The following is a 22744-nucleotide window of genomic DNA, read 5'->3' as shown; positions in this document are numbered from 1 at the left end:
TCGCGGATCAATAGGCGCCCGACTTCTTGAAGGACTTCAGCGCTTCGTGCAGCGCGCCGTCGTCTTCCTTCGACAAAGCCTTGGTGTCTTCGATACGCTTGATCAGGTCGGCGTGGCTGGTCTTCAGGTACTCGCGCAGGCCCTTCTCGAAGGCGAGCACGTCCTTCACCTCGATGTCGTCGAGGTAGCCGTTGTTCGCCGAGAACAGCGCGACGGCCAGTTCCCAGACCTGCAGCGGCTGGTACTGCGGCTGCTTGAGCAGTTCCGTGACGCGGCGGCCGCGCTCGAGCTGCTTGCGCGTGGCGGCATCCAGGTCCGAGGCGAACTGCGCGAAGGCAGCCAGCTCGCGGTACTGCGCCAGGTCGGTACGGATACCGCCCGAGAGCTTCTTCACGACGTTGGTCTGCGCGGCGCCACCGACTCGCGACACCGACACGCCCGCGTTGATTGCCGGACGGATGCCCGCGTTGAACAGGTCGGTTTCCAGGAAGATCTGGCCGTCCGTGATCGAGATCACGTTGGTCGGCACGAAGGCCGTGACGTCGCCTGCCTGCGTTTCGATGATCGGCAGGGCCGTCAGCGAACCGGTCTTGCCCTTCACTTCGCCGTTCGTGAACTTCTCGACGTACTCTTCCGAGACGCGCGCGGCACGCTCGAGCAGACGCGAGTGGAGATAGAACACGTCGCCGGGATAGGCTTCGCGGCCCGGCGGGCGGCGCAGCAGCAGCGAGATCTGGCGATAGGCCCAGGCTTGCTTGGTCAGATCGTCATAGATGATCAGGGCGTCTTGACCGCGATCGCGGAAGTATTCGCCCATCGTGCAGCCGGCGTACGGCGCGAGGTACTGCATCGCGGCCGAATCCGAAGCCGAGGCCGACACCACGATGGTGTATTCCATCGCGCCGGTTTCCTCGAGCTTGCGCACCACGTTCATGATCGACGAAGCCTTCTGGCCGATCGCGACGTAGATACAGACGAGGTCCTTGCCCTTCTGGTTGATGATCGTGTCGAGCGCCACGGCGGTCTTGCCGGTCTGGCGGTCGCCGATGATCAGCTCGCGCTGGCCGCGGCCGATCGGCACCATCGCGTCGATCGACTTCACGCCGGTCTGCACCGGCTGCGACACGCCATGACGCCAGATCACGCCCGGAGCGATCTTCTCGATCGCGTCGGTGGCCTTGGCGTTGACGGGGCCCTTGCCGTCGATCGGGTTGCCGAGCGCATCGACCACGCGGCCGATCAGTTCGGGACCGACCGGCACTTCCAGAATGCGACCCGTCGTCTTGACGATGTTGCCTTCGGAGATGTGGCCGTAGTCGCCCAGGATCACCGCGCCGACCGAGTCGCGCTCGAGGTTCAGCGCGAGGCCGAAGGTGTTGCCCGGGAATTCGAGCATTTCGCCCTGCATCACGTCCGACAGGCCGTGGATGCGCACGATGCCGTCCGTCACGGAGATCACGGTGCCCTGGTTGCGAACGTCCGCGCTCGCTTCAAGGCCCTGGATCCGGCTCTTGATCAGCTCGCTGATCTCAGAGGGATTGAGTTGCATATTCGCTCCTGATGTTCAATTCTGTTGCGTGCCGGCTGCGGCGCTCAGGCGGTCAGTGCGCTTTGCATGCTGACCAGCCGCGCGCGCACCGAGGTGTCGAGCACTTCGTCGCCGACCGTCACGCGCACGCCGCCGATCAACGACGGGTCGACCTCGACCGTCGGCTTCAGCTTGCGTGCGAATTTCCGTTCGAGGCTCGCGAGCAGCTCGGCGAGCGGCGCGCCTTCGAGCGGAAACGCGCTGACGATCTGCACGTCGGCGGCGCCTTCGCGCGCATTCTTCAGCGCCTCGAATTGCACGGCGATCTCCGGCAGCAGCACGGTGCGGTGATTGTCGACCAGCATCCGCACGAAGTTCTTCGCTTCCGTGCCGCTCGCCAGCGGCGACTTCACCGCGGCAACCAGCAGTTCGACGACCTGTTCGCGCCCGACCTTCGGGTTGGACGCGACAGACTGGACTTCGGGCAGTTGCGCAACCTGGGCCAGCTCCTTGACGAGGGTGGACCAGGCGGCGACGTCACCAGCCTCGGCCACGCGAAACAGCGCTTCTGCGTAAGGGCGGGCGATGGTTGCAAATTCGGCCATGATCAGAGCTCGGCTTTCAGTTGATTCAGCAGTTCGGCGTGGGCCGCCTGGTCGACTTCGCGCTTCAGGATCTGTTCGGCGCCCTTGACGGCCAGCGTCGCGACATCCGCGCGCAGCAGTTCACGGGCCTTCACGATTTGCTGTTCGGCGTCGGCCTTCGCCTGGGCGACGATGCGGGCCGCTTCGGCCTGCGCGTTCGCCTTGATTTCGTCCGCGACGGCGATCGCGCGCTTTTCGGCGTCGGCGATGCGTTGCTGTCCGTCGGTACGGGCTTGCGCGAGCTCCTGGTCAGCGGCCTTGTGCGCCGCTGCGAGTTCCGCCTTGCCCTTTTCCGCTGCGGCGAGACCGTCGGCAATCTTCTTCGCGCGTTCGTCGAGTGCGTTGATCAGCGGCGGCCACACGAACTTCATCGTGAACCACGCGAGGATCAGGAACACGACCATTTGCGCAAACAGGGTTGCGTTGAGATTCACGGTGTTTCCTTAGTCTGCTATCCGGGAAAAAGAAACGGTAAGGCGCTCATCGAGTTGCATCCGATCAGCGCCCGGTCTCCGTTCCGCCCTGCGCCCGCCATGCGGGCGCAATATTTCCGGGGAACCTTAGCCTGCGAGCTTCGACAGGAGCGGGTTCGCGAACGCGAACAGCATCGCCACGCCAACGCCGATCAGGAATGCCGCGTCGATCAGGCCAGCCAGCAGGAACATCTTGGTTTGCAGCGGGTTGATCAGCTCGGGCTGACGTGCGCAGGCTTCGATGTACTTGCCACCCATCAGGCCGATACCGATACAGGCGCCGACGGCACCCAGGCCGATGATGATGCCGATACCGATAGCGGTCAGACCCTGGATGTTGGCGATGAAAGCTTGCATGATCACTCCTATGTGAAAAGACTTGGAACTAGAGATTTAAAAACGAAAAACGAAGACTCTTCTACCGGACGCCCGCTCAGTGCGATTCGTGCGCCTGGCCGAGATACACCAGCGTCAGCATCATGAAGATGAATGCCTGCAACAGAACAATCAGGATGTGGAAGATTGCCCAGACGCTGCCCGCGATCACGTGACCGACGAAGCCGAGAACCGTCGCGTCGCCGCCGAAGCTCCACATGCTGCCCAGCAGAGCGATCAGCAGGAACACCAGCTCACCCGCGTACATGTTGCCGAACAGCCGCATGCCGAGCGAAACGGTCTTGGCGACGTATTCGACGATGTTCAACGCAAGGTTCGGGATCCACAGCAGCGGGTGTGCGCCGAACGGTGCCGAGACCAGTTCGTGCGCGAAGCCGCCGACGCCCTTGATCTTGATGCTGTAGTAGAGCATCAGGATGAACACGCCGAGCGCGATGCCGAGCGTGCCGTTCAGGTCGGCGGTGGGGACGATGCGGTGATTGGGGATCACGCCGGCCAGGCCCAGCGCGCCGATCACGCGGCCCGGGAGGTCGACGGGGAGGAAGTCGAGGGAGTTCATCAGCAGCACCCAGACGAACACCGTCAGGGCCAGCGGCGCGATGAAGGTGCGGTTGCCGTGCACCACCGCCTTCGATTGATCCTCGACCATCTCGACGATCATCTCGATCAGGCACTGGAAGCGGCCCGGCACGCCCGGCGTGGCCTTGCGAGCAGCAAGGCGCAGCACCAGGATGGTCACGAGACCACAGACGATCGACCAGAACAGCGTATCGAGATTCCACACATGGAAGTCGACGATCGACGTCTGATGCGAGGAGGTGAAGTTCTGCAAGTGGTGCGCAATGTACTCGGACGGATCCAGAGCGTGCGTGCCTTCGCTAGCTGCCATAGTCGTTAATGCCACCCAATTGTCGAAAATCGTTGTTTTACGTATTACCGCAAGAAATTATTGCGGGAACACGAGAGCGCAACCTCGAGTCGAACTGCGATACTTGCACACGCTGCGCCGCGTATGCGTCGAAATCCGACATCGATTTGCCGCAAGATGCTTTACCGCCAGGCGAGTGCGAGCCAGTAGGTCTTCAGTGCGACGAGATAGGTGACGAGCAGCGGCACCCAGTGCACGTCCGGGAACCGGAGCGCCACCGCGGTGAACATCGCAATCGTCACGCTCAGCTTCAGCGCCTCGCCGAACATCCAGCCCATCACGGTGTTCGCACCGCCGAATCTCAGTCTCGCTGCAAACACCGCACTCGGTACCCAGCCGATCGCTCCGCCCAGCATTGCCGATTGCGCAGCGGCACCCGGCGACTTTGAAAACAGCCACCACGCCAGCGTTGCAACCAGGGACAAGACCACCTGTGCGATCACCACCCGAAACGGGGTGACGCGAGATGGCCGGCTCACGTCCGGACCGAACAGCGCTTCAGCCTCGGCCCGCGTGAGCGGAACGATATTGTTATCCTGCTGCCCGGCTTCCCAATCGTCTTCCGCGTGTGGAACACCGTGCCGCTGCACGCCAGCGACCTGCTGCGCGTGGCGATGATCGTCGTGCCTGTCTTCCGGCGCTTGACCCGCCATCTTCGTCTTCCGCTAAATCGCCGTAAGCCTTCAGCTTTCAAAAAGCCTTCGGGCTGGCCGTGCTAACAAATCCGAGCGATTGTAAGCGATACCCGCAAGCGATTCAAGGTTTTGCAGGCGACAAAAACACCACGAAATCGCGGCGAGTTGCGTGGAAAATCGCGTCAATTTCCGACGTCAGACAACAGTTGTAAGGTGCTCGGCACGCGCACCTTACAGCTTGTTTTCGTTCCGCTTCGGCAGACGAAACACCGCACGCGACAGCTAGACGAAATGCAACCAGAGCCCGCCGATCGCGAAGGCGATCAGGCCGAAGGGAATGCACACCAGATGGAATGGCCCCCAGAGGCCCGGCGTCTTCGCCAGGCGCACCGCGATCAGGTTCGCCAGCGAGCCGACCGCGAAACCGAAACCGCCCACGCTGACGCCGAAGGCGAGCGCGCGCCAATCGCCGCCGAACTCGGAAAGCAGGATCGCCGCCGGCACGTTGCTGATGCCCTGCGACAGCACCGCGCCCGCCGTATAAAGGCGCAGCGGCGCGTCCAGGCCGAGCCCGGCCACCGTGTCGTGCACCACCGGCAAGGCCGCCGCGCTGCGCAGCACGATGAACATCAGCACGAAGATCAGCAGCAGCAGCCAGTCGATGCGCAGCACCGCGTCGCGCCGGATCGCCAGCAGCAGCACCGCCACCGCGATCACGCCCGGCACCGCGTAGTGCGCGTCGGCGGCCAGCACGAAGCCCGCGAACAGCACCGCCGCGGTGATCGCGAGCGGCCGGCGCACCGCGTGCGCCTCGGTGTCGCCCGAGAAATCGAGCGGTTTTGAACGGAACATGCAAGCTGCCAGCAAGAGCAGCATCAGCATCGTGATCAGCGCGAGCGGTCCCAGCTCGAGCACGAAGCGACCAAATGACGCACCACTGCGCTGCCAGAGAAACAGGTTCTGCGGATTGCCGAGCGGCGTGGCGATCGAGCCGGCGTTGACGGCGATCGCCAGGCAGATCACCAGCCGCTTGAATGGCAGGGGCGTGAGCCGTTGCAGGGACACCACCAGCGGCACCGCCACGAACAGGGCAACGTCGTTGGTGAGCCAGGTGGCGAGCACGGCCGCGAACACGATCAGCAGCATCGCCAGCGAGCGCTCGCTGCGCACGTGATGCACGATGCGATGCGCGAGCCACATCAGGAAGCCCGACAACTCCAGCGCCTTGGTGACCATCAGCAGGCCGGCCAGCGTGGCGACGGTCTGCCAGTCGACCAGCCGCGCGAGCGCGAGCGCCGGTTGCGGCCGCGCGACCTGCAGCACCACCAGGGCAAGGACGAGGATCGACAGCACCGGCTCGTTCGCGACGAAGGCGAACCAGCGGCGCGGGGCAAGCCACCCGCGAACTTCGCTCATCGGCGCCTCAGGCTGCGATATTGCCGCGCAGGCGCAGGAGGATGCCCTCGAGCGCATCGAGATCGCCGAAGTCGATCGTCAATTGCCCGCGGCCGCGGCGGCCGAGCTTGATCTTCACGTTCGAGGCCAGCATGTCGGACAGCTCCTCCTCGAGGCGCCGCGTGTCGCGCCCGCCGTCGTCCTTGGCCTTGGCCTTCAGGGCGGGCGCTTCCTTGGTGGTCTGCGCGACCAGCTTCTCGGTCTCGCGCACCGACAGGCGGCGGTTCACCACCTGGTGAGCCAGCGTGATCTGGGTAGCCGCATCGACGGCCAGCAGCGCGCGCGCGTGGCCCATGTCGAGATCGCCGGCCAGCAGCATGGTCTGCACCGGCGCGGCCAGGTTCAGCAGGCGCAGCAGGTTCGACACGGCGCTGCGCGAGCGCCCCACCGCCTCGGCGGCCTGCTCGTGCGTGAAGCTGAATTCGTCGAGCAGGCGCTGGATGCCATGCGCCTCCTCGAGCGGGTTGAGATCCTCGCGCTGGATATTCTCGATCAGCGCCATCGCGGCGGCGGCCTGGTCGGTCACCTCCTTGATCAGCACCGGCACCTCGGCGAGCCCGGCCAGGCGCGCGGCCCGGAAGCGGCGTTCGCCGGCGATGATCTCGAAGCGTTCGGCGCCGATCGGGCGCACCAGGATCGGCTGCATCACACCCTGCGCACGAATGCTGGCCGCGAGCTCCTGCAGCGCGCCCTCGTCCATGCGCGTGCGCGGCTGGTACTTGCCGGCCTGCAGCTTGTCGAGCGACAGCGTGTTCAGCGCGCCCTCGATCTTCACCGATTCGGTGATGTCGGCGCTGCCGCCGAGCAGGGCTTCGAGCCCGCGTCCCAGACCTTTCTTCTTCGCTACCGCATTCATCGCATTTCCCTCGTTTGCTGGTCCGTTGGCACGACGCGTCAAAGCGCCCTCACCCGCTCGATCATTTCCGCGCCGAACTGCAGGTACGCCTGCGCGCCGCGCGAGGCGCGGTCGAACACCACGCCCGGCAGCCCGTAGCTGGGCGCCTCGGCAAGCCGCACATTGCGCGGAATCACGACATCGAACACCTTGTCGCCGAAGTGCGCCTTCAACTGGTCGGACACCTGTTGCTGCAGCGTGATGCGCGGATCGAACATCACGCGCAGCAGGCCGATCACCTTCAGGTCGCGATTCAGGTTCGCGTGGATCTGCTTGATGGTGTTGACCAGGTCGGACAGTCCTTCCAGCGCGAAGTACTCGCACTGCATCGGGATCACCACGCCGTGCGCCGAGCACAGCCCGTTCAGCGTCAGCAGCGACAGCGCGGGCGGGCAGTCGATCAGCACGAAGTCGTATTGATCGGCGACCTTCTCGAGCGCGGCCTTCAGCTGGCGCTCGCGATTCTCGACGCCGACCAGCTCGATCTCCGCGCCCGCCAGTTCGCGATTCGCCGGCAGCACGTCGTAGTCGAGCGACTCGGGGCGCACGCGCGCCTGCTCGATGCTCACGCCATCGACCAGCACCTCGTAGACGGTCGACTCGCAGGCCGCCTTGTCGATGCCGCTGCCCATGGTGGCATTGCCCTGCGGGTCCAGATCGATCAGCAATACGCGCTGCTGCTGGGCAGCGAGACTCGCGGCGAGATTGACTGTCGTCGTCGTCTTGCCGACGCCCCCCTTCTGGTTGGCCACGCAGAAGATTTTTGCCATCGTTGGTTCGTCCCTCTTTTTTAAGACATCGGGCGCGGATTCACCGCGCCCCAATTTCATTGTGCTTCGTCAACGCCGACTTCGATCAGGTGCCGTTCCGCGTCTAGCGCGGGCACCGCGAGCCGAATCGTCTGGCGCACTTGCGAGCCTGCCGGCAGGCGCGAGATTTCGTCTTCGGGCAACACGCCCTTCATCGCCCAGATCGCCCCGCCCGGCGCCACCAGATGCCGCGCGAGCACCACGAAGTCCGACAGATCCGCGAAGGCGCGCGAGACGATCGCGTCGAACTGACCCGGTACTTCGTGACCAGGGCGCAGCGATTCCACGCGGCCGGTGACGACCGACAGATTGGCCAGCTTCAGTTCGGCCTTCGCCTGGGTCTGAAATGCGGACTTCTTGTGGACGATATCGTTGAGCGTGACCTGCCAATGCGGGAACACGATCGCCAGCACGATGCCGGGCAGGCCGCCGCCCGAACCGACATCGAGCGCCGTCTTCACATCGAGCTCGCGCAGATGCGGGACGATCGAAAGCGAATCGAGGATGTGCTGGATCAGCATCTGCCGCGGGTCGCGAATCGCAGTCAGGTTGTAGACCGCATTCCACTTGCCGAGCAGCGCCACGTAGTCGAGCAGCTTGTCGACCTGCGCCTGTTCGAGTTCGATGCCGAGCGAATCGAGTCCCTGGCTCAGCAGATCATGCAGCGCCTCGCGGGACGAGCCCGCCACCGGTTGCCGCGCCGTCATTGCTGGGTCGGGACGTTGCTGCCCCCTGCTTCGCCCGCGCCGTTCGCGCTCGACGCGCCGCGACGGCCCAGGCCGCGCTTCAGGTGCACCATCAGCAGCGAGATCGCCGCCGGCGTGATGCCCGAGATCCGTGACGCCTGGCCGATCGTTTCGGGACGATGCTGGTTCAGCTTTTGACGTGCCTCGAAGGACAGGCCACGCACTTCGGCGTAGTCGATGCCTTCCGGCAGACGGGTATTTTCATGCGCGCCGTTGCGCTCGATCTCGCCGGCCTGGCGCTCGATGTAACCCTGGTACTTGATGCCAATCTCGATCTGTTCCTCGATCTGCGCCAACAGCACCGGATCCTCGGCGAGCGGCTCTGCCGGCCCGCACTCTCCTTCGCGCAGGCCGCAGACACCGGCATAACTCACGCCGGGGCGACGCAGCAGCTCGGCCAGGCTGTATTCGTGATCGATCGCCTTGCCGAGCAGCGCCGTCGCTTCCTCGGCCGGCAACGTCTTCGGCGTCACCCAGGTTGAACGCAGACGTTCGGTTTCACGTGAAACAGCATCGCGTTTGCGCGAGAACGCATCCCAGCGTGCGTCGTCGACCACGCCCAGTTCGCGACCGATTTCGGTCAGGCGCATGTCGGCATTGTCTTCACGAAGGCTCAGGCGATACTCGGCGCGGCTGGTGAACATCCGATAAGGCTCGGACACACCGCGCGTAACCAGATCGTCGACCAGCACGCCCAGATAGGCCTCGTCGCGACGTGGGCACCAGGCATCCTTCTCCTGGGCATAACGGCCGGCATTGATCCCGGCCAGCAGCCCTTGCGCGGCTGCCTCTTCATAACCCGTCGTGCCATTGATCTGGCCCGCGAAGAACAGGCCTTCGATTGCCTTGGTTTCCAGCGAAGCCTTCAGGCCGCGCGGATCGAAGTAGTCATATTCGATTGCATAACCGGGACGCAGGATGTGCGCATGTTCGAGGCCGCGCATCGAATGAACCAGGTCGAGCTGCACGTCGAACGGCAGGCTGGTCGAGATCCCGTTCGGGTAGAACTCGTTGGTGGTCAGCCCTTCCGGTTCGAGGAAGATCTGGTGCGAATCCTTCGAGGCAAAGCGGTGAATCTTGTCCTCGATCGACGGGCAATAACGCGGGCCGACGCCCTCGATCACGCCGGTGTACATCGGCGAACGATCGAGGCCGCTGCGGATGATGTCGTGCGTGCGCTCGTTGGTATGCGTGACCCAGCATGGCATCTGGCGCGGGTGCATCTCGACGCGGCCCAGGAACGAGAACACCGGCACCGGATCGAGGTCGCCCGGCTGCTCTTCGAGCTTCGAGAAGTCGATCGAGCGGCCATCGATACGCGGCGGCGTACCGGTCTTGAGCCGGCCTTGCGGCAGCTTCAGTTCCTTGAGGCGCGAGGAAAGCGAGACGGCGGCAGGATCCCCTGCCCGACCGCCCGTGTGATTATTGAGGCCGACGTGGATCTTACCGTCGAGGAAGGTGCCGGCGGTCAGTACCACGGCGCGCGCCCGGAAGCGAATGCCGATCTGCGTCACCGCGCCAACCACGCGTTCACCTTCGACGATCAGATCGTCGACGGCTTGCTGGAACAACCAGAGGTTCGGCTGATTCTCGAGACGGCTGCGGATCGCCTGCTTGTAGAGCAGACGGTCGGCCTGGGCTCGCGTGGCGCGCACGGCCGGGCCCTTGGACGAATTCAGGATCCGGAACTGGATGCCGGCTTCGTCGGTGGCAATCGCCATGGCGCCGCCGAGCGCATCGACTTCCTTGACCAAGTGGCCCTTGCCGATCCCGCCAATCGACGGGTTGCAGCTCATCTGGCCGAGCGTTTCGATATTGTGGGTCAGCAGCAGCGTTTTCACGCCCATGCGTGCGGCAGCCAAAGCGGCTTCCGTACCGGCGTGACCGCCGCCGACGACGATCACGTCAAATTCAGTGGGATAAAGCATTGCGGATTTCGCGTCAGAACGTACGCGAACCTGAGAGAGAAGTATGGGGCGAATTATAGCGGGTTCGCTTTTGGCCCGAATATCGGCCGAACAGCCGATCAACAAAAACGGCGTGTTTCACGTGAAACACGCCGCATTTTTCCAACACCTCCGGCGCTTTCAAGCGCCCTGCTCGCTCGATTTCAGCCTGACTTCCGAGCCAGCCCAAGATAGCTGTCGATCACGCGGGGGTTCTGCGCCAGCTCCGCTGCCGGTCCATCGAGCACGAATTCGCCGGTTTCGAGGACATAGGCGTAATCGGAGATCTGCAAGGCCGCGCGTGCATTCTGCTCGATCAACAGCGTGGCCACGCCGGTTCCCCGCAGCGCGCTGATGATATGGAAGATCTCCTTGACGATCAGGGGCGCGAGCCCAAGGCTGGGCTCATCGAGCATCAGCAGGTCGGGTTTGCCCATCAGCGCGCGACCGACCGCGAGCATCTGGCGCTCGCCGCCAGACAGCGTGCCGGCCGCCTGCTTGCGGCGCTCCTTCAAACGCGGGAACAGCGCGAACACTGGGTCGAGCTGGTCGAGATAGCCCACCTCGCCAGCCTGCTTGCGACGATAGGCGCCCAGCACCAGGTTGTCCTCGACCGACATCGTCCCGAATAGCTCACGCTTCTCCGGCACCAGGCACATGCCGCGCGCCACGCGCAACTCGACCGGCAAGGCGCCGACCGCCTCGCCCCGATAACGCACCATCCCGCTCGCCCGCCCCGTTACCGGCAGCGCGCCCATGATCGCGTTCAGCAGCGTGGACTTGCCGGCGCCATTCGGCCCGATCACGCTGACGATCTGCCCCGGCGCAACGCGGATCGCCGCGCCGTGCAGCGCCTCGACCTTGCCGTAACGCACCGACAAGCCATCGACTTCGAGAATCGGCGCCACGGCCGGCACTTTCGCTTGCATCGCTTCCATCATCACTCCACCCCGCCGAGATAGGCTTCGAGCACCGCCGGATCCTGCCTCACCTCCTCGGGCAAGCCCTCGGCGATGCGCGTGCCGAACTCCATCACCACCAGCCGATCGGTCAGGTTCATCACGAAGTCCATGTCGTGTTCGACCAGCAGCACGCTGATACCCTCGTCGCGCAGCTTGCGCAGCAACCCGGCCAGTTGCTGCTTCTCCAGGTAGCGCAGCCCGGCCGCCGGCTCGTCCAGCAACAGCAGCGTCGGATCGCAGCACAAGGCCCGCGCGATCTCGACGATCCGTTGCTGGCCCAGCGCCAGGCTGCCCGCTTCCTCATGCATTTGCGCCTCCAGCCCGACCCTGCGAATCTGTGCCGCCGCCTCGGCCAGCAGCCGTCCTTCCTCTCGCCCATTGAGCCGCGCGACGCTGCGCCAGATGCCGGTCGAGCCTCGCAGATGCGCGCCCAGCGCGACGTTCTCGAGCACTGTCATGCCCGGCAGCAGCTTCACATGCTGGAAAGTCCGGCCGATCCCGCGCCGCACGATTTCACGTGAAACAAGCCCGTCGATGCGCTCGCCGCGGAAACGGATCGAGCCGCCATTCGCGCGCAGCACGCCCGTCACCAGGTTGAAGGTGGTCGACTTGCCGGCGCCGTTCGGGCCGATCAGGCCCACGATCTGGCCCGCTTTGACCTCGAAGCTGACGTCGTTGACGGCCACCAATCCACCGAAAGTCTTGCGGACCTGCTCCACCACCAACAGCGCTTCGCCGGCCGCGGGCCGCTCGCGCCGCGGCAGCGGGTCGGTGTGATCCGGCACCGCCAGCCGCGGGCCGCGCGGAAAACGCCTGGCGAGGAACGGCCAGACGCCGTCGCGCGCGGTCTGCAGCAGCACCACCATCACCACGCCGAACACGATGATTTCGAAGTTGCCGTCCTGCCCGAGCAGACGCGGCAGCAGCGATTGCAGCCAGTCCTGCAGCACGGTGAGGATCGCGGCGCCGAGCACGGCACCCCAGACATGCGCCACGCCGCCTACCACGGCCATGAACAGGAACTCGATGCCGTGATTGAGCCCGAACGGCGTGGGATTCACGGCGCGCTGCAGGTGCGCGTAGAGGAAGCCCGAAACGGAAGCCAGCACGGCCGCGTAGACGAAGATCAGCACGCGCATCCAGGCCGTATTGACGCCCATCGCCTCGGCCATCACGCCGCCGCCGCGCAGCGCGCGGATCGCGCGGCCGGGCCGGCTGTTCAGCAGGTTGCGCACCGAGACGATGGCCGCGATCACCACCAGCCAGATCAGGTAATAGAGGCTGCGACCGGTATCGAGCGTGATGCCGAACACGCGCAGCGCCGGGATGCCGTTGATGCCGTCGTACTTGCCGAGCAGATCGAGATTGCCGAACAGGTAGAACAGCGCGAGCCCCCAGGCGATCGTGCCGAGCGGCAGGAAGTGGCCCGACAGGCGCATGGTCACGGCGCCGAGCACCAGCGCCACCACCGCCGTGACGATCACGCCGGCGATCAGGCCGAGCCAGGGCGACAAGCCGTAGCCGGTACTCAGCAGCGCGGTGGCGTAGGCGCCGATGCCGACGAAGGCGGCCTGGCCGAAGCTCGTCATGCCGCCCACGCCGGTGAGCAGCACCAGCCCGATCGCGACGATCGAATACAGGCCGATGTAGTTCAGCAGCGTCACCCAGTATTCGGGGATGCGCAGCACGCCGGGCAGCACCGGCAGCGCGAACAGCACGATCGCGAAGGCCCAGAACAGGCGGTTGTGGAACAGGGCTCTCATCGCCTCAAGCCTCCTCTTCGTCGTGCCGTGGGCTGGCCAGGCTGCGCCAGAGCAGCACCGGGATGATCAGCGTGAAGACGATCACCTCCTTGTAGGAGCTGGCCCAGAACGAGGAATACGATTCGAGCAGGCCGACCAGCAGGGCGCCGGCCGCCGCCAGCGGATAGCTCACCAGCCCGCCCAGGATCGCGCCGACGAAACCCTTCAGGCCGATCAGGAAACCCGAGTCGTAGTAGATCGTCGTCAGCGGCCCCACCAGCACGCCCGACAGCACGCCGAGCGCGGCCGACAAGGTGAAGGCCAGGCGCCCCGCCTGGCTGGTGCCGATGCCCACCAACTGCGCGCCGAGCCGGTTCACCGAGGTCGCGCGCAGCGCCTTGCCGGCGATCGTGCGACCGAAATACAGCGCGAGCGCCGCGATCATCACCAGCGCCGTGATCACCACCACCACGCTCTGCACCGACACTGACTGCGCGCCGATCGCGAGCTGCGCGTCGGAAAACGGCGTGGTGCGCGAACCCTCTGCACCGAACATCACCAGGCCGAGCCCGACCATCGCGAAGTGCACGGCCACCGAGACGATCAGCAGCACCAGGGTGCTGGCCTCGGCGATCGGCTGGTAGGCCAGGCGATAGATGAAGCGCCCCATCGGCACCACGATCGCCAGCGTCAGGGCGATCTGCGCGAGCATCGGCAGGGCCAGCGCGGCGACGGCATGCGCCAGCGCGAACAGCGCCAGCGGCAGCAGCACGCAGCGCCCCGCCAGCGTGGAGAGCGTGCGGCCGAGCTGGTGACGCCGCTCGCGATGCCGGATCAGCACGGCGACCTCGAGCACGAAGCAGGCGATGCCGAGCACCACCAGCAGCCAGCAGGTGGCCGGAAACTTCTGCGTCTGCAGGGCCGCGAGCGTGAGCGCGCCATAGGCGACGAACTCGCCTTGCGGGATGAAGATCACGCGCGTGACGGAGAACACCAGCACCAGGGCCAGCGCGAGCAGCGCGTAGATCGCGCCGGTCGTGATGCCGTCCTGCGCGAGGATCAGCGCAATCGAAAGGTCCATACGGTCGGTTTCAGGTTGGATCGAGAATCGGGAACGAGATGGGCGGCATGGCCAAGGCCGCCGCCGTTATCGAGTCGGGAACAGGAGCAAGGACGGGGCCAAGAACCACCCCGCCCCTCGCGTGTTTCCACGTGAAACTCAACGGCGCGGCCCCCTCGCTTATTCCATCGGCGCGGCACACGGATGCGGCCTCAATCGGCCTGCAGCTTCCACTTGCCGTCGACGATCTGCACCATCACGCGGGCGCGCGCATCGAAGCCGTTGTGATCGGCGGGCGTGGTGTTGAACACGCCATGCGAGGCCGGCACGTTGCGCAGGTTCTCGAGCGCCGCGCGCAGGGCTTCGCGGAAGGCCGGCGTGCCCGGCTTGGCCGTCTTCAGCGCTTCGGGAATCGCCCGCTGCAGCATCTGTCCGGCGTCCCACATATGGCCGCCGAAGGTCGACAGCGAGCCGGCGCCGTAAGCGCCCTCGTAGGCCGCCTTGTAGGCCAGCGCCGGGATCTTGACCGGGTTCGAATCGGGCAACTGCTCGGCCACCAGCATCGGGCCGGCCGGCAGCAGTTCGCCGTCGCAGTCCTTGCCGCAGACGCGCAGGAAGTCGTTGTTGGCGACGCCGTGCGTCTGGTAGACCTTGCCCGCGTAACCGCGCTCCTTGAGCGTCTTCGCCGGCAGCGCGGCCGGCGTGCCGGCGCCGGCGATCAGCACCGCGTCGGGCCGGGCGGCCAGCAGCTTGAGCACCTGCCCCGTCACCGAGGTGTCGTTGCGCGCGTAGCGCTCGCTGGCCACCAGCTTCAGGCCGTTCGCGGCCGCCGCCGCCGTGAACACGTTCGACCAGCCGTCGCCGTAGGCATCGGCGAAGCCGATGAAGCCCACCGTCTTCACGCCGTGCGCGGCCATGTAGCCGGCGATCGCGTCGGCCATCAGCCGATCGTTCTGCGGCGTCTTGAACACCCAGGCGCGCTTCGCGTCCATCGGCGCGATGATCTGCGCGCTGGCCGCCAGCGAGATCATCGGCGTGCGGCCTTGCGCGGCCACGTCGATCATCGCCAGCGAGTTCGGCGTGATGGTCGAGCCGACGATCGCATCGACATGCTCCTCGTCGATCAGCTTGCGCGCGTTCTGCACCGCGCGGCTGCTGTCCGAGGCGTCGTCGAGCACCAGGTAGCTGACCGCTTGCCCACCGATGGTCTTCGGCAGCAGCGCCACCGTGTTCTTCTCCGGAATCCCGAGCGAGGCGCCCGGCCCGGTGGCCGATACCGTCACCCCGATCCTCACCTGCGCGAGCGCGGCCGTCGCGCCGCAAACCAGCCCCAGCGCGAGCGCCGCCCGCGTCCATGTCCCGATCTTCATGTCCTGCCTCCACGCTACCCGCTTCGCCTTGTTGTCGTCGTCGCCGACGGCGTGCCGGGCCTGTCTCCACCCTGCCCCGCCGGCGCCCCTCCATCCGCGCTCGCCAACTGGTTGCGCGGACAACAAAAAAGGGCGCGTCCCGAAGCACGCGCCCTGTTTCGATGATTTGCCCTTGCCTCGCTCCGGCTAGTTCTGCACGAGCTTCCAGCGCCCGCCGACGATCTCGACCATCACGCGTGCCCGCGCATCGAGCCCGTTGTGATCGGTCGCCGTCAGGTTGAACACGCCATGCGCGCCGGGCAGCTTTTGTACCTGTTCGAGCGCGCCGCGCAACGCGGTGCGGAAAGCCGGCGTGCCGGGCGGGCCGGCCTTCAGCGCGAGCGGAATCGCCTCGCGCAGCAGCAGGCCGGCATCCCAGGCATGGCCGCCGAAGGTCGACACCGAGCCGGGGCCATAGGCGCGCTCGTAGGCGCTCTGGTAGGCCAGCGCGGAGGCCTTCACGGGGTTCGTATCGGGCAGCTGCGCGGCCACCAGGATCGGCCCGGCAGGCAGGTAGGTGCCCTCGCAATCGGCGCCGCACACACGCAGGAAATCGTTGTTCGCGACGCCGTGCGTCTGGTAGATCGCGCCGCGATAACCGCGCGACTTCAGCGTGCTCTGCGGCAGCGCGGCCGGCGTGCCGGCGCCGGCGATCAGCACCGCGTCGGGCCTGGCGGCCATCACCTTGAGCACCTGCCCCGTCACCGAGGTATCGCTGCGCGCGTAGCGCTCGCTGGCCACCACCTGCAGCTTGCGCGCGGCGGCGGCCTGGCCGAAGGTCTTGAACCAGCTCTCGCCATAGGCGTCGGCGAAACCGATCAGGCCCACCGTCCTGAGCCCGCGCCGGGCCATGTGCTCGGCGATCGCGTCGGCCATCAGCTGGTCGTTCTGCGGGGTCTTGAACACCCAGGCACGCTTCGCGTCCATCGGCTCGACGATCGAGGCCGCCGCGGCCAGCGAGATCATCGGTGTGCCGGTCTGCGCGGCGATGTCGATCATCGCCAGCGAGTTCGGCACCACGCTCGAGCCGATCACGGCATCGACCTTGTCCTCGCTCGCCAGCTTGCGGAAGTTCTTCACGGCCTGGGTCGGATCGGTGGCGTCGTCGAGCACGATGTAGTCGATCTTCTGGCCGCCGGCTTCCCTGGGCAGCAGCGCGATGCTGTTCTTCTCGGGGATGCCGAGCGAGGCCGCCGGGCCCGTGGCCGATACCGTCACGCCGATCCGCACGTCGGCCCGCGCATCCTGCCGAGCCAGCGCTCCGACGAGGATAAGGGCAAGGGTCGCGCCGATCGCCACCCGCCGCCTGACTCCATTCATGCCGTGATTCTCCAAGAGAACGAGATCGGGGCCGGCTTCGCTCGGGGCCGCTTTTCCCGACCGATCGGTCGGGGAAAGCCGAGTGTAGCGAGGGCGCACGCACGCGACAAACCGGGTTAGCCCGTAGGCCAGGTGCAAGCTGGGACAGGATGAGAGGCGTGGCTCGCGGCGCGAGTGGATCCGCTCGAGACAACAGGCGGCAAGCCGGGGCGAAGCGCAAACGGAAGGGATGATCGGGCGAACCCGCTGCACGAAGGTGCAATGAAAAAGCGCTGTTGGATTCCGTCCAACAGCGCTTTGGGGCCGGGCACTTTGTGCCTCGATTGTCTCCTCGTTCTCCACCTGCAAATTCGTTTCGCGGTGCATCAGAACTGGAACGAAGATTAAACAAGCCCAGAATATGGAGCAACCTAGCATTTACCCCTATGGTGCATCGCCGCACGGAAATTGGGCACGATTCCCGGTGAGGAGGCAGCGATTTGAGCGGCGTTGGCGCGCTTTTCGCGCAGCTTGCCGCCCGCGCCATGTCGCGTTTTGCCGCTGCGCATCACGAGGCCCGCAAGGGTTTCACGCGCGCCACGATCTCGCCGACGATGCCGCGCCGGAACGCCAGCACGCAGGCGATGAAGATGATGCCGGTGACGATCGAGGTCGACTCGCCGAGCGAGCGGAACCACTCGACGCCGGTCAGCGAGGCCAGCGCGCTGCCGATGTCGCCGAGCCGCTCCTCCAGCGCCACGATCAGCGCCGCGCCGAGCAGCGGGCCGAACAGCGTGCCCATGCCGCCCACCAGGGTCATCAGGATCACCAGGCCCGACATGGTCCAGTAGGCGTCGCCCAGCGTCTCGAAGCCGAGCACCACCACCTTCAGCGAGCCGGCCAGGCCCGCCAGCGCCGCCGACAGCACGAAGGCCAGCAGCTTGAAGCGGTCGGTGTCGTAGCCCAGCGAGATCGCGCGCGGCTCGTTCTCCTTGATCGCGACCAGCACCTGCCCGAAGGGCGAATGGACGATGCGCACGATCAGCATCGCGGCCAGCGCCACCACCACCAGGATCACGTAGTAGAGCGCGAGGTCCGAGGACAGGTCGAGCAGGCCGAACAGCCGGCCGCGCGGCACGCCCTGCAAGCCGTCCTCGCCGTGCGTGAAGGGCGCCTGCAGGTAGACGAAGTACAGCATCTGCGCGAAGGCCAGCGTGATCATCGCGAAGTAGATGCCCTGCCGGCGGATCGCGAACAGGCCCACCACCAGCCCCACCAAGGTGGCCGCTGCGGTGCCGGCCAGCACGCCCAGCTCGGGCGTGGCGCCGAGCGTCTGGATCGTGTAGCCGCTCAGGTAGCCGGCGGTGGCGAGGAACATCGCATGGCCGAAGGACAGCAGGCCCGTGTAGCCGATCAGCAGGTTGAAGGCGGCCGCGAACAGCGCGAAGCACATCACCTTCATCACGAACAGCGGATAGGCGCCGGCCAGCGGCGCCAGCGCGAGGCCGGCCAGCAGCAGGCCGTAGAGCACTTTTCTGGGCATCATCTTTCCTTGCCGAACAGGCCGGCCGGGCGCACCAGCAGCACCAGGGCCATGATCACGAACACCACGGTGGCCGAGGCCTCGGGATAGAACACGCGCGTGAAGCCCTCAATCACGCCGAGCAGCAGGCCGGTGAGGATCGAGCCGAGGATCGAGCCCATCCCGCCGATCACCACCACCGCGAACACGGTGATGATCATCGGCTGCCCCATCAGCGGCGAGACCTGGATCACCGGCGCGGCCAGCACGCCGGCGAAGGCCGCCAGCGCCACGCCGAAGCCGTAGGTGAGCGTGATCATGAGCGGCACGTTCACGCCGAAGGCCTCGACCAGCTTCGGGTTCTCGGTGCCGGCGCGCAGGTAGGCGCCCAGCCGCGTCTTCTCGATCACGAACCAGGTGGCCAGGCACACCGTCAGCGAGGCCACCACCACCCAGGCGCGATAGTTCGGCAGGTACATGAAGCCGAGGTCGGTGGCGCCGGACAGCAGCGCGGGCACGTCGTAGGGCTGGCCCGAAGCGCCGTAGATCGAGCGGAACACGCCCTCGATCACCAGCGTGATGCCGAAGGTCAGCAGCAGCCCGTAGAGATGGTCGAGCCGGTAGAGCCAGCGCAGCATGCTGCGCTCGATCAGGATCCCGAACAGACCGGTGACGAGCGGCGCGAGCACCAGCATCGCCCAATACGGCAGCGAGAAGTAGTTCAGGCCCATCCACGCCAGCATCGCGCCGAGCATGAACAGCGCGCCGTGCGCGAAGTTGATCACGTTGAGCAGCCCGAAGATCACCGCGAGCCCGAGGCTCAGGATCGCGTAGAACGAGCCGTTGACGAGGCCGAGCAGCAACTGGCTCAGCATCGCCGACAACGGAATGCCAAAGATGTTCATCGAAACTGCCGTCCGTAAGAGAGGCAGGCGGGCCGCGGCGCCCGGCTCGTTCGCCGGCCCGGCGCCGCGCCCTGCCCTGAGACGAAGTCCTTACTTCCAGAGCGCGCAGCGCGACTCCTGCTTGGTCCCGAAGGCCTGCTCGCCGGGAATGGTCGCGAGGATCTTGTAGTAATCCCAAGGTTCCTTCGATTCCGAGGGCTTCTTCACCTCCATCAGGTACATGTCGTGGATCATGCTGCCGTCCGCGCGCACGTAGCCCTTGGCGTAGAAGTCGTCGATCTTCTGCTTCTTCAACTGCGCCATCACCTTGTCGGCATCGGTCGAGCCGACCGCCTGCACCGCCTTCAGGTAGGTGGTCACCGAGGAATAATCGGCCGCCTGCAGGCTGGAAGGCATCTTCTTGGTCTTGGCGAAGTAGCGCTGCGCCCACTGGCGCGAGGCCGCGTCGCGGTTCCAGTACCAGCTGTCGGTCAGCACCAGCCCCTGGGTGGTTTCCAGGCCCAGGCTGTGGATGTCGTCGATGAACACCAGCAGCGCGGCCAGCTTCATGCTCTTGGTGATGCCGAATTCCTTGGCCGCCTTGATCGAGTTGACCGTATCGCCACCGGCGTTCGCCAGGCCCAGGATCTGGGCCTTGGAAGCCTGCGCCTGCAGCAGGAAGGAGGAGAAGTCCGAGGCCGACAGCGGATGGCGCACCGCGCCCAGCACCTGCCCGCCGTTGGCCTTCACCACGTCCGAGGTGTTCTTCTCGAGCGCCTTGCCGAAGGCGTAGTCGGCGGTCAGGAAGAACCAGGTCTTGCCGCCCTGCTTGGTGACCGCCGAGCCGGTGCCCTTGGCCAGCGCCATGGTGTCGTAGGCGTAGTGGACCGTGTAGGGCGTGCACTGCTCGTTGGTGAGCGTGTCGGCGCCGGCGCCGATGTTGATGTAGACGCGCTTCTTCTCGCCCGCCACCTGGTTCATCGACAGCGCGGTGGCCGAGTTGGTGCCGCCCACCAGCAGGTCGAGCCCCTCGCGGTCCATCCACTCGCGCGCCTTCGAGGCGGCGATGTCGGCCTTGTTCTGGTGGTCCGCGTAGACGAGCTCGATCGGCTTGCCGTTCACCTTGCCGCCGAAGTCGGCGATCGCCATGCGGATCGCCTCCAGCCCGCCCTGCCCGTCGATGTCGGCATACAGGCCCGACAGGTCGGTGATGAAGCCGATCTTCACCGAATCGGCCGCGGCGTGGGCGGTGCCGGCGGTGGCAGCCACCGCCAGCGTGGCGGACAGGCACGCGCGCGCGAGGGTCTTCAGTTTCATTGACGTCTCCTGGTGATGCGTTGTGGTTGTAGGTCGGGCAATCGCGGCCACCGCGAGCGCGGCTCGAGGCCGGGCGCCGGCCCGTGCGGCGCATACGACAGGCAGACGGCGCGAGCGGCGCGGCCTCAGACGCCGAGCAGTTCGTGCAGCACGCTCATCTTGCCCTGCAGCTGCGCCGCGTCGAAGTGCTCGACGATGCGCCCATGCTCCATCACGTAGAAACGGTCGGCCAGCGGCGCAGCGAAACGGAAGTTCTGCTCGACCATCACGATCGTGTAGCCGCGCGCCTTCAGCGCCAGGATCATGCGCGCCAGCGTCTGCACGATCACCGGCGCGAGGCCCTCGGAAATCTCGTCGAGCAGCAGCAGGTTGGCGCCGGTGCGCAGGATCCGCGCCACCGCCAGCATCTGCTGCTCGCCGCCCGACAGGCGCGTGCCCTGGCTGTGCCGGCGCGTGGCGAGGTTCGGGAACAGCGCGTAGATCTCGTCGAGCGGCATGGCGTGCTCGCGCGGGCCTACCGCCGGCGGCAGCAGCAGGTTCTCCTCGCAGGACAGGCTGGCGAAGATGCCGCGTTCCTCGGGGCAGTAGCCCACGCCGCGATGCGCGATGCGGTGCGTGGCCAGCTCGATGGTCTCGGCGCCGGCGATGCGGATCGAGCCGCGCCGCCGCCCGGTCAGGCCCATGATCGCGCGCAGCGTGGTGGTGCGGCCCGCGCCGTTGCGCCCGAGCAGGGTGACCACCTCGCCGCGCGCCACGCTCAGGTCCACGCCGTGCAGGATGTGCGATTCGCCGTACCAGGCCTCGAGATCGCGGATCTCCAGCGCGGGTACCTCGGCATGCGCCACCGCATCGAGCGCGGCCGCCGTCGCGCCCTGCAGCGTGCCGCCCAGTTCCGGTTCCATGCGCGGGCCCTGGCTCATCCGTGCGCTCCCGTCAGGCTCGTGTCCGCGCTGCCCATGTAGGCCTCGATCACCAGCGGGTTCTTCGATACTTCGGCATACGTACCTTCGGCCAGCACCTCGCCGCGCTGCAGGACGGTGATGGTGTCGGAGATGCCGGCGATCACGTTCATGTTGTGCTCGACCATCAGGATGGTGCGGCCGCTGGAGACCTTCTTGATCAGCGCCGTGACGCGATCGACGTCCTCGTGGCCCATGCCCTGGGTCGGCTCGTCGAGCAGCATCAGCTCGGGCTCCATCGCCAGGGTGGTGGCGATCTCCAGCGCGCGCTTGCGGCCATAGGCGAGCTCGACGGTCGGCACGTGGGCGAAGTCGGTCAGGCCGACCTCGGTGAGCAGGTCCATGGCGCGATCGTCGAGGCGGCGCAAGCTGCGTTCGCTGCGCCAGAAATGGAACTCGGTGCCGAGCTGCCGCTGCAGGCCCACGCGCACGTTCTGCAGCGCGGTGAGATGCGGGAACACCGCCGAGATCTGGAACGAGCGGATGATGCCGCGCCGCGCCACCTGCGAGGGGCGCTCGCGCGTGATGTCGATGCCGTTGTAGACGATCTGACCGGCGCTGGGCTTGAGGAACTTGGTGAGCAGGTTGAAGCAGGTGGTCTTGCCGGCGCCGTTCGGGCCGATCAGCGCATGGATCGAGCCGCGCCGCACGCGCAGGTTCACGCCGCCGACGGCGGTGAAGCCGCGGAATTCCTTCGTGAGCCCGCGCGTCTCGAGTATGGTGTCGCCGAGAATCATGTCCGCTTCCGTCCGATATGACGCGAAACACCGCAACATCTCGCGCGAGCGGCCGCTGCGTCCTCGTGCTGCGAGGCCAGCCCCCGGGCTCGATGCGGGCATGCCGCCACGCCGAGGACCGAGGTCGAACGCGTGCCGGTGCTGCATGCCTGCTGCGCGCCATTGTCGCCTTGTTGGTGCAGTGCATTCATCGGGATTTGCACTGAGGCGCCGCCTCGCGCAAGCGCCGGTCCCGCGCGATGGCGCGTCGCGGCAACGCGCGCGGCGACGCGCCGGCGAAAACGCGCAATGAGGCGCGTGTGGCAATCGCGTGACTGCAGGGAAACCTCGATTGCGGCGCGGATTGTGGCGGGCTACCAGCCGCGCGGCGCGAGGGCGTGCATGACACGTCGCGATAA

General features: G+C 66.3%; 21 protein-coding genes. All 21 read right to left on the bottom strand.

What is annotated here, in order from left to right; translation table 11 throughout:
• Nucleotides 1-7 precede the first annotated feature (7 nt).
• Nucleotides 8-1549, bottom strand: a complete 1542-nt coding sequence (atpA, locus tag F3J10_RS03495) for a F0F1 ATP synthase subunit alpha (protein ID WP_013696173.1) — start codon at nucleotides 1547-1549, stop codon at nucleotides 8-10.
• Between the two features lie 44 nt (nucleotides 1550-1593).
• Nucleotides 1594-2133: a F0F1 ATP synthase subunit delta gene (locus F3J10_RS03490; RefSeq protein WP_060004443.1), complete on the bottom strand. Its 540-nt coding sequence runs from the start codon at nucleotides 2131-2133 to the stop codon at nucleotides 1594-1596.
• A gap of 2 nt (nucleotides 2134-2135) precedes the next feature.
• A complete protein-coding gene (locus tag F3J10_RS03485; protein WP_013696171.1) occupies nucleotides 2136-2606 on the bottom strand; it encodes a F0F1 ATP synthase subunit B in 471 nt (156 codons plus the stop codon).
• Between the two features lie 126 nt (nucleotides 2607-2732).
• Nucleotides 2733-3002: a F0F1 ATP synthase subunit C gene (atpE, locus tag F3J10_RS03480; RefSeq protein ID WP_013696170.1), complete on the bottom strand. Its 270-nt coding sequence runs from the start codon at nucleotides 3000-3002 to the stop codon at nucleotides 2733-2735.
• 76 nt (nucleotides 3003-3078) lie between these two features.
• Nucleotides 3079-3930, bottom strand: coding sequence for a F0F1 ATP synthase subunit A (atpB, locus tag F3J10_RS03475; protein ID WP_025097717.1), 852 nt, complete (start codon nucleotides 3928-3930; stop codon nucleotides 3079-3081).
• 161 nt (nucleotides 3931-4091) lie between these two features.
• Nucleotides 4092-4622 carry an ATP synthase subunit I gene (locus F3J10_RS03470; protein WP_167241043.1) on the bottom strand — a complete coding sequence of 177 codons (531 nt, stop codon included), beginning with the start codon at nucleotides 4620-4622 and terminating at the stop codon, nucleotides 4092-4094.
• Nucleotides 4623-4886: 264 nt separating this feature from the next.
• A complete protein-coding gene (locus F3J10_RS03465) occupies nucleotides 4887-6020 on the bottom strand; it encodes an SLC13 family permease (RefSeq protein ID WP_046580203.1) in 1134 nt (377 codons plus the stop codon).
• A 7-nt stretch (nucleotides 6021-6027) separates the two neighbouring features.
• The gene (locus tag F3J10_RS03460; protein WP_013696166.1) at nucleotides 6028-6915 is read right to left on the bottom strand and encodes a ParB/RepB/Spo0J family partition protein; all 888 of its coding nucleotides are present in this window, start codon (nucleotides 6913-6915) and stop codon (nucleotides 6028-6030) included.
• A gap of 38 nt (nucleotides 6916-6953) precedes the next feature.
• Nucleotides 6954-7724: a ParA family protein gene (locus F3J10_RS03455; RefSeq protein ID WP_013696165.1), complete on the bottom strand. Its 771-nt coding sequence runs from the start codon at nucleotides 7722-7724 to the stop codon at nucleotides 6954-6956.
• A 56-nt stretch (nucleotides 7725-7780) separates the two neighbouring features.
• Nucleotides 7781-8470, bottom strand: coding sequence for a 16S rRNA (guanine(527)-N(7))-methyltransferase RsmG (rsmG, locus tag F3J10_RS03450; RefSeq protein ID WP_025097714.1), 690 nt, complete (start codon nucleotides 8468-8470; stop codon nucleotides 7781-7783).
• Nucleotides 8467-10437 carry a tRNA uridine-5-carboxymethylaminomethyl(34) synthesis enzyme MnmG gene (gene mnmG / locus F3J10_RS03445; protein ID WP_025097713.1) on the bottom strand — a complete coding sequence of 657 codons (1971 nt, stop codon included), beginning with the start codon at nucleotides 10435-10437 and terminating at the stop codon, nucleotides 8467-8469. The genes rsmG and mnmG overlap by 4 nt, the downstream gene beginning before the upstream one ends.
• A gap of 182 nt (nucleotides 10438-10619) precedes the next feature.
• Nucleotides 10620-11396, bottom strand: a complete 777-nt coding sequence (locus F3J10_RS03440; protein ID WP_166912784.1) for an ABC transporter ATP-binding protein — start codon at nucleotides 11394-11396, stop codon at nucleotides 10620-10622.
• Nucleotides 11396-13180, bottom strand: coding sequence for a branched-chain amino acid ABC transporter ATP-binding protein/permease (locus F3J10_RS03435; RefSeq protein ID WP_167241041.1), 1785 nt, complete (start codon nucleotides 13178-13180; stop codon nucleotides 11396-11398). Before F3J10_RS03435 ends, F3J10_RS03440 begins: the two co-directional genes overlap by 1 nt.
• Nucleotides 13181-13184: 4 nt before the next feature.
• Nucleotides 13185-14240 carry a branched-chain amino acid ABC transporter permease gene (locus F3J10_RS03430; protein WP_025097710.1) on the bottom strand — a complete coding sequence of 352 codons (1056 nt, stop codon included), beginning with the start codon at nucleotides 14238-14240 and terminating at the stop codon, nucleotides 13185-13187.
• Between the two features lie 191 nt (nucleotides 14241-14431).
• The gene (locus tag F3J10_RS03425; protein ID WP_025097709.1) at nucleotides 14432-15589 is read right to left on the bottom strand and encodes an ABC transporter substrate-binding protein; all 1158 of its coding nucleotides are present in this window, start codon (nucleotides 15587-15589) and stop codon (nucleotides 14432-14434) included.
• A gap of 186 nt (nucleotides 15590-15775) precedes the next feature.
• On the bottom strand, nucleotides 15776-16948 hold the full coding sequence (locus tag F3J10_RS03420) for an ABC transporter substrate-binding protein (protein ID WP_167241039.1): 1173 nt from the start codon (nucleotides 16946-16948) through the stop codon (nucleotides 15776-15778).
• A gap of 547 nt (nucleotides 16949-17495) precedes the next feature.
• Nucleotides 17496-18470 (bottom strand): branched-chain amino acid ABC transporter permease, encoded by a 975-nt coding sequence (locus F3J10_RS03415; protein ID WP_025097707.1) that lies wholly within the window; start codon nucleotides 18468-18470, stop codon nucleotides 17496-17498.
• A complete protein-coding gene (locus F3J10_RS03410; protein ID WP_013696156.1) occupies nucleotides 18470-19354 on the bottom strand; it encodes a branched-chain amino acid ABC transporter permease in 885 nt (294 codons plus the stop codon). The genes F3J10_RS03415 and F3J10_RS03410 overlap by 1 nt, the downstream gene beginning before the upstream one ends.
• A gap of 90 nt (nucleotides 19355-19444) precedes the next feature.
• A complete protein-coding gene (locus F3J10_RS03405) occupies nucleotides 19445-20650 on the bottom strand; it encodes an ABC transporter substrate-binding protein (protein WP_025097706.1) in 1206 nt (401 codons plus the stop codon).
• Nucleotides 20651-20775: 125 nt separating this feature from the next.
• A complete protein-coding gene (locus tag F3J10_RS03400; protein WP_240154498.1) occupies nucleotides 20776-21570 on the bottom strand; it encodes an ABC transporter ATP-binding protein in 795 nt (264 codons plus the stop codon).
• Nucleotides 21567-22346: an ABC transporter ATP-binding protein gene (locus tag F3J10_RS03395; RefSeq protein ID WP_013696153.1), complete on the bottom strand. Its 780-nt coding sequence runs from the start codon at nucleotides 22344-22346 to the stop codon at nucleotides 21567-21569. The genes F3J10_RS03400 and F3J10_RS03395 overlap by 4 nt, the downstream gene beginning before the upstream one ends.
• Between the last annotated feature and the right edge of the window lie 398 nt (nucleotides 22347-22744).

Source organism: Burkholderia sp. Cy-637 (genome assembly GCF_011753175.1).
GTDB lineage: Bacteria > Pseudomonadota > Gammaproteobacteria > Burkholderiales > Burkholderiaceae > Burkholderia > Burkholderia gladioli.
This window is presented reverse-complemented; position numbering and strand designations above follow the sequence as displayed.

Coding starts and splice junctions, on each gene's coding strand:
- F3J10_RS03465 (WP_046580203.1), bottom strand. CDS start 6,020: ATGAGCGAAGTTCGCGGGTGGCTTGCCCCGCGCCGCTGGTTCGCCTTC.
- atpE (WP_013696170.1), bottom strand. CDS start 3,002: ATGCAAGCTTTCATCGCCAACATCCAGGGTCTGACCGCTATCGGTATC.
- F3J10_RS03405 (WP_025097706.1), bottom strand. CDS start 20,650: ATGAAACTGAAGACCCTCGCGCGCGCGTGCCTGTCCGCCACGCTGGCG.
- F3J10_RS03410 (WP_013696156.1), bottom strand. CDS start 19,354: ATGAACATCTTTGGCATTCCGTTGTCGGCGATGCTGAGCCAGTTGCTG.
- F3J10_RS03470 (WP_167241043.1), bottom strand. CDS start 4,622: ATGGCGGGTCAAGCGCCGGAAGACAGGCACGACGATCATCGCCACGCG.
- F3J10_RS03425 (WP_025097709.1), bottom strand. CDS start 15,589: ATGAAGATCGGGACATGGACGCGGGCGGCGCTCGCGCTGGGGCTGGTT.
- F3J10_RS03430 (WP_025097710.1), bottom strand. CDS start 14,240: ATGGACCTTTCGATTGCGCTGATCCTCGCGCAGGACGGCATCACGACC.
- F3J10_RS03455 (WP_013696165.1), bottom strand. CDS start 7,724: ATGGCAAAAATCTTCTGCGTGGCCAACCAGAAGGGGGGCGTCGGCAAG.
- F3J10_RS03400 (WP_240154498.1), bottom strand. CDS start 21,570: ATGAGCCAGGGCCCGCGCATGGAACCGGAACTGGGCGGCACGCTGCAG.
- F3J10_RS03395 (WP_013696153.1), bottom strand. CDS start 22,346: ATGATTCTCGGCGACACCATACTCGAGACGCGCGGGCTCACGAAGGAA.
- mnmG (WP_025097713.1), bottom strand. CDS start 10,437: ATGCTTTATCCCACTGAATTTGACGTGATCGTCGTCGGCGGCGGTCAC.
- F3J10_RS03440 (WP_166912784.1), bottom strand. CDS start 11,396: ATGATGGAAGCGATGCAAGCGAAAGTGCCGGCCGTGGCGCCGATTCTC.
- F3J10_RS03490 (WP_060004443.1), bottom strand. CDS start 2,133: ATGGCCGAATTTGCAACCATCGCCCGCCCTTACGCAGAAGCGCTGTTT.
- F3J10_RS03420 (WP_167241039.1), bottom strand. CDS start 16,948: ATGAATGGAGTCAGGCGGCGGGTGGCGATCGGCGCGACCCTTGCCCTT.
- rsmG (WP_025097714.1), bottom strand. CDS start 8,470: ATGACGGCGCGGCAACCGGTGGCGGGCTCGTCCCGCGAGGCGCTGCAT.
- F3J10_RS03460 (WP_013696166.1), bottom strand. CDS start 6,915: ATGAATGCGGTAGCGAAGAAGAAAGGTCTGGGACGCGGGCTCGAAGCC.
- F3J10_RS03435 (WP_167241041.1), bottom strand. CDS start 13,180: ATGAGAGCCCTGTTCCACAACCGCCTGTTCTGGGCCTTCGCGATCGTG.
- F3J10_RS03415 (WP_025097707.1), bottom strand. CDS start 18,470: ATGCCCAGAAAAGTGCTCTACGGCCTGCTGCTGGCCGGCCTCGCGCTG.
- atpB (WP_025097717.1), bottom strand. CDS start 3,930: ATGGCAGCTAGCGAAGGCACGCACGCTCTGGATCCGTCCGAGTACATT.
- atpA (WP_013696173.1), bottom strand. CDS start 1,549: ATGCAACTCAATCCCTCTGAGATCAGCGAGCTGATCAAGAGCCGGATC.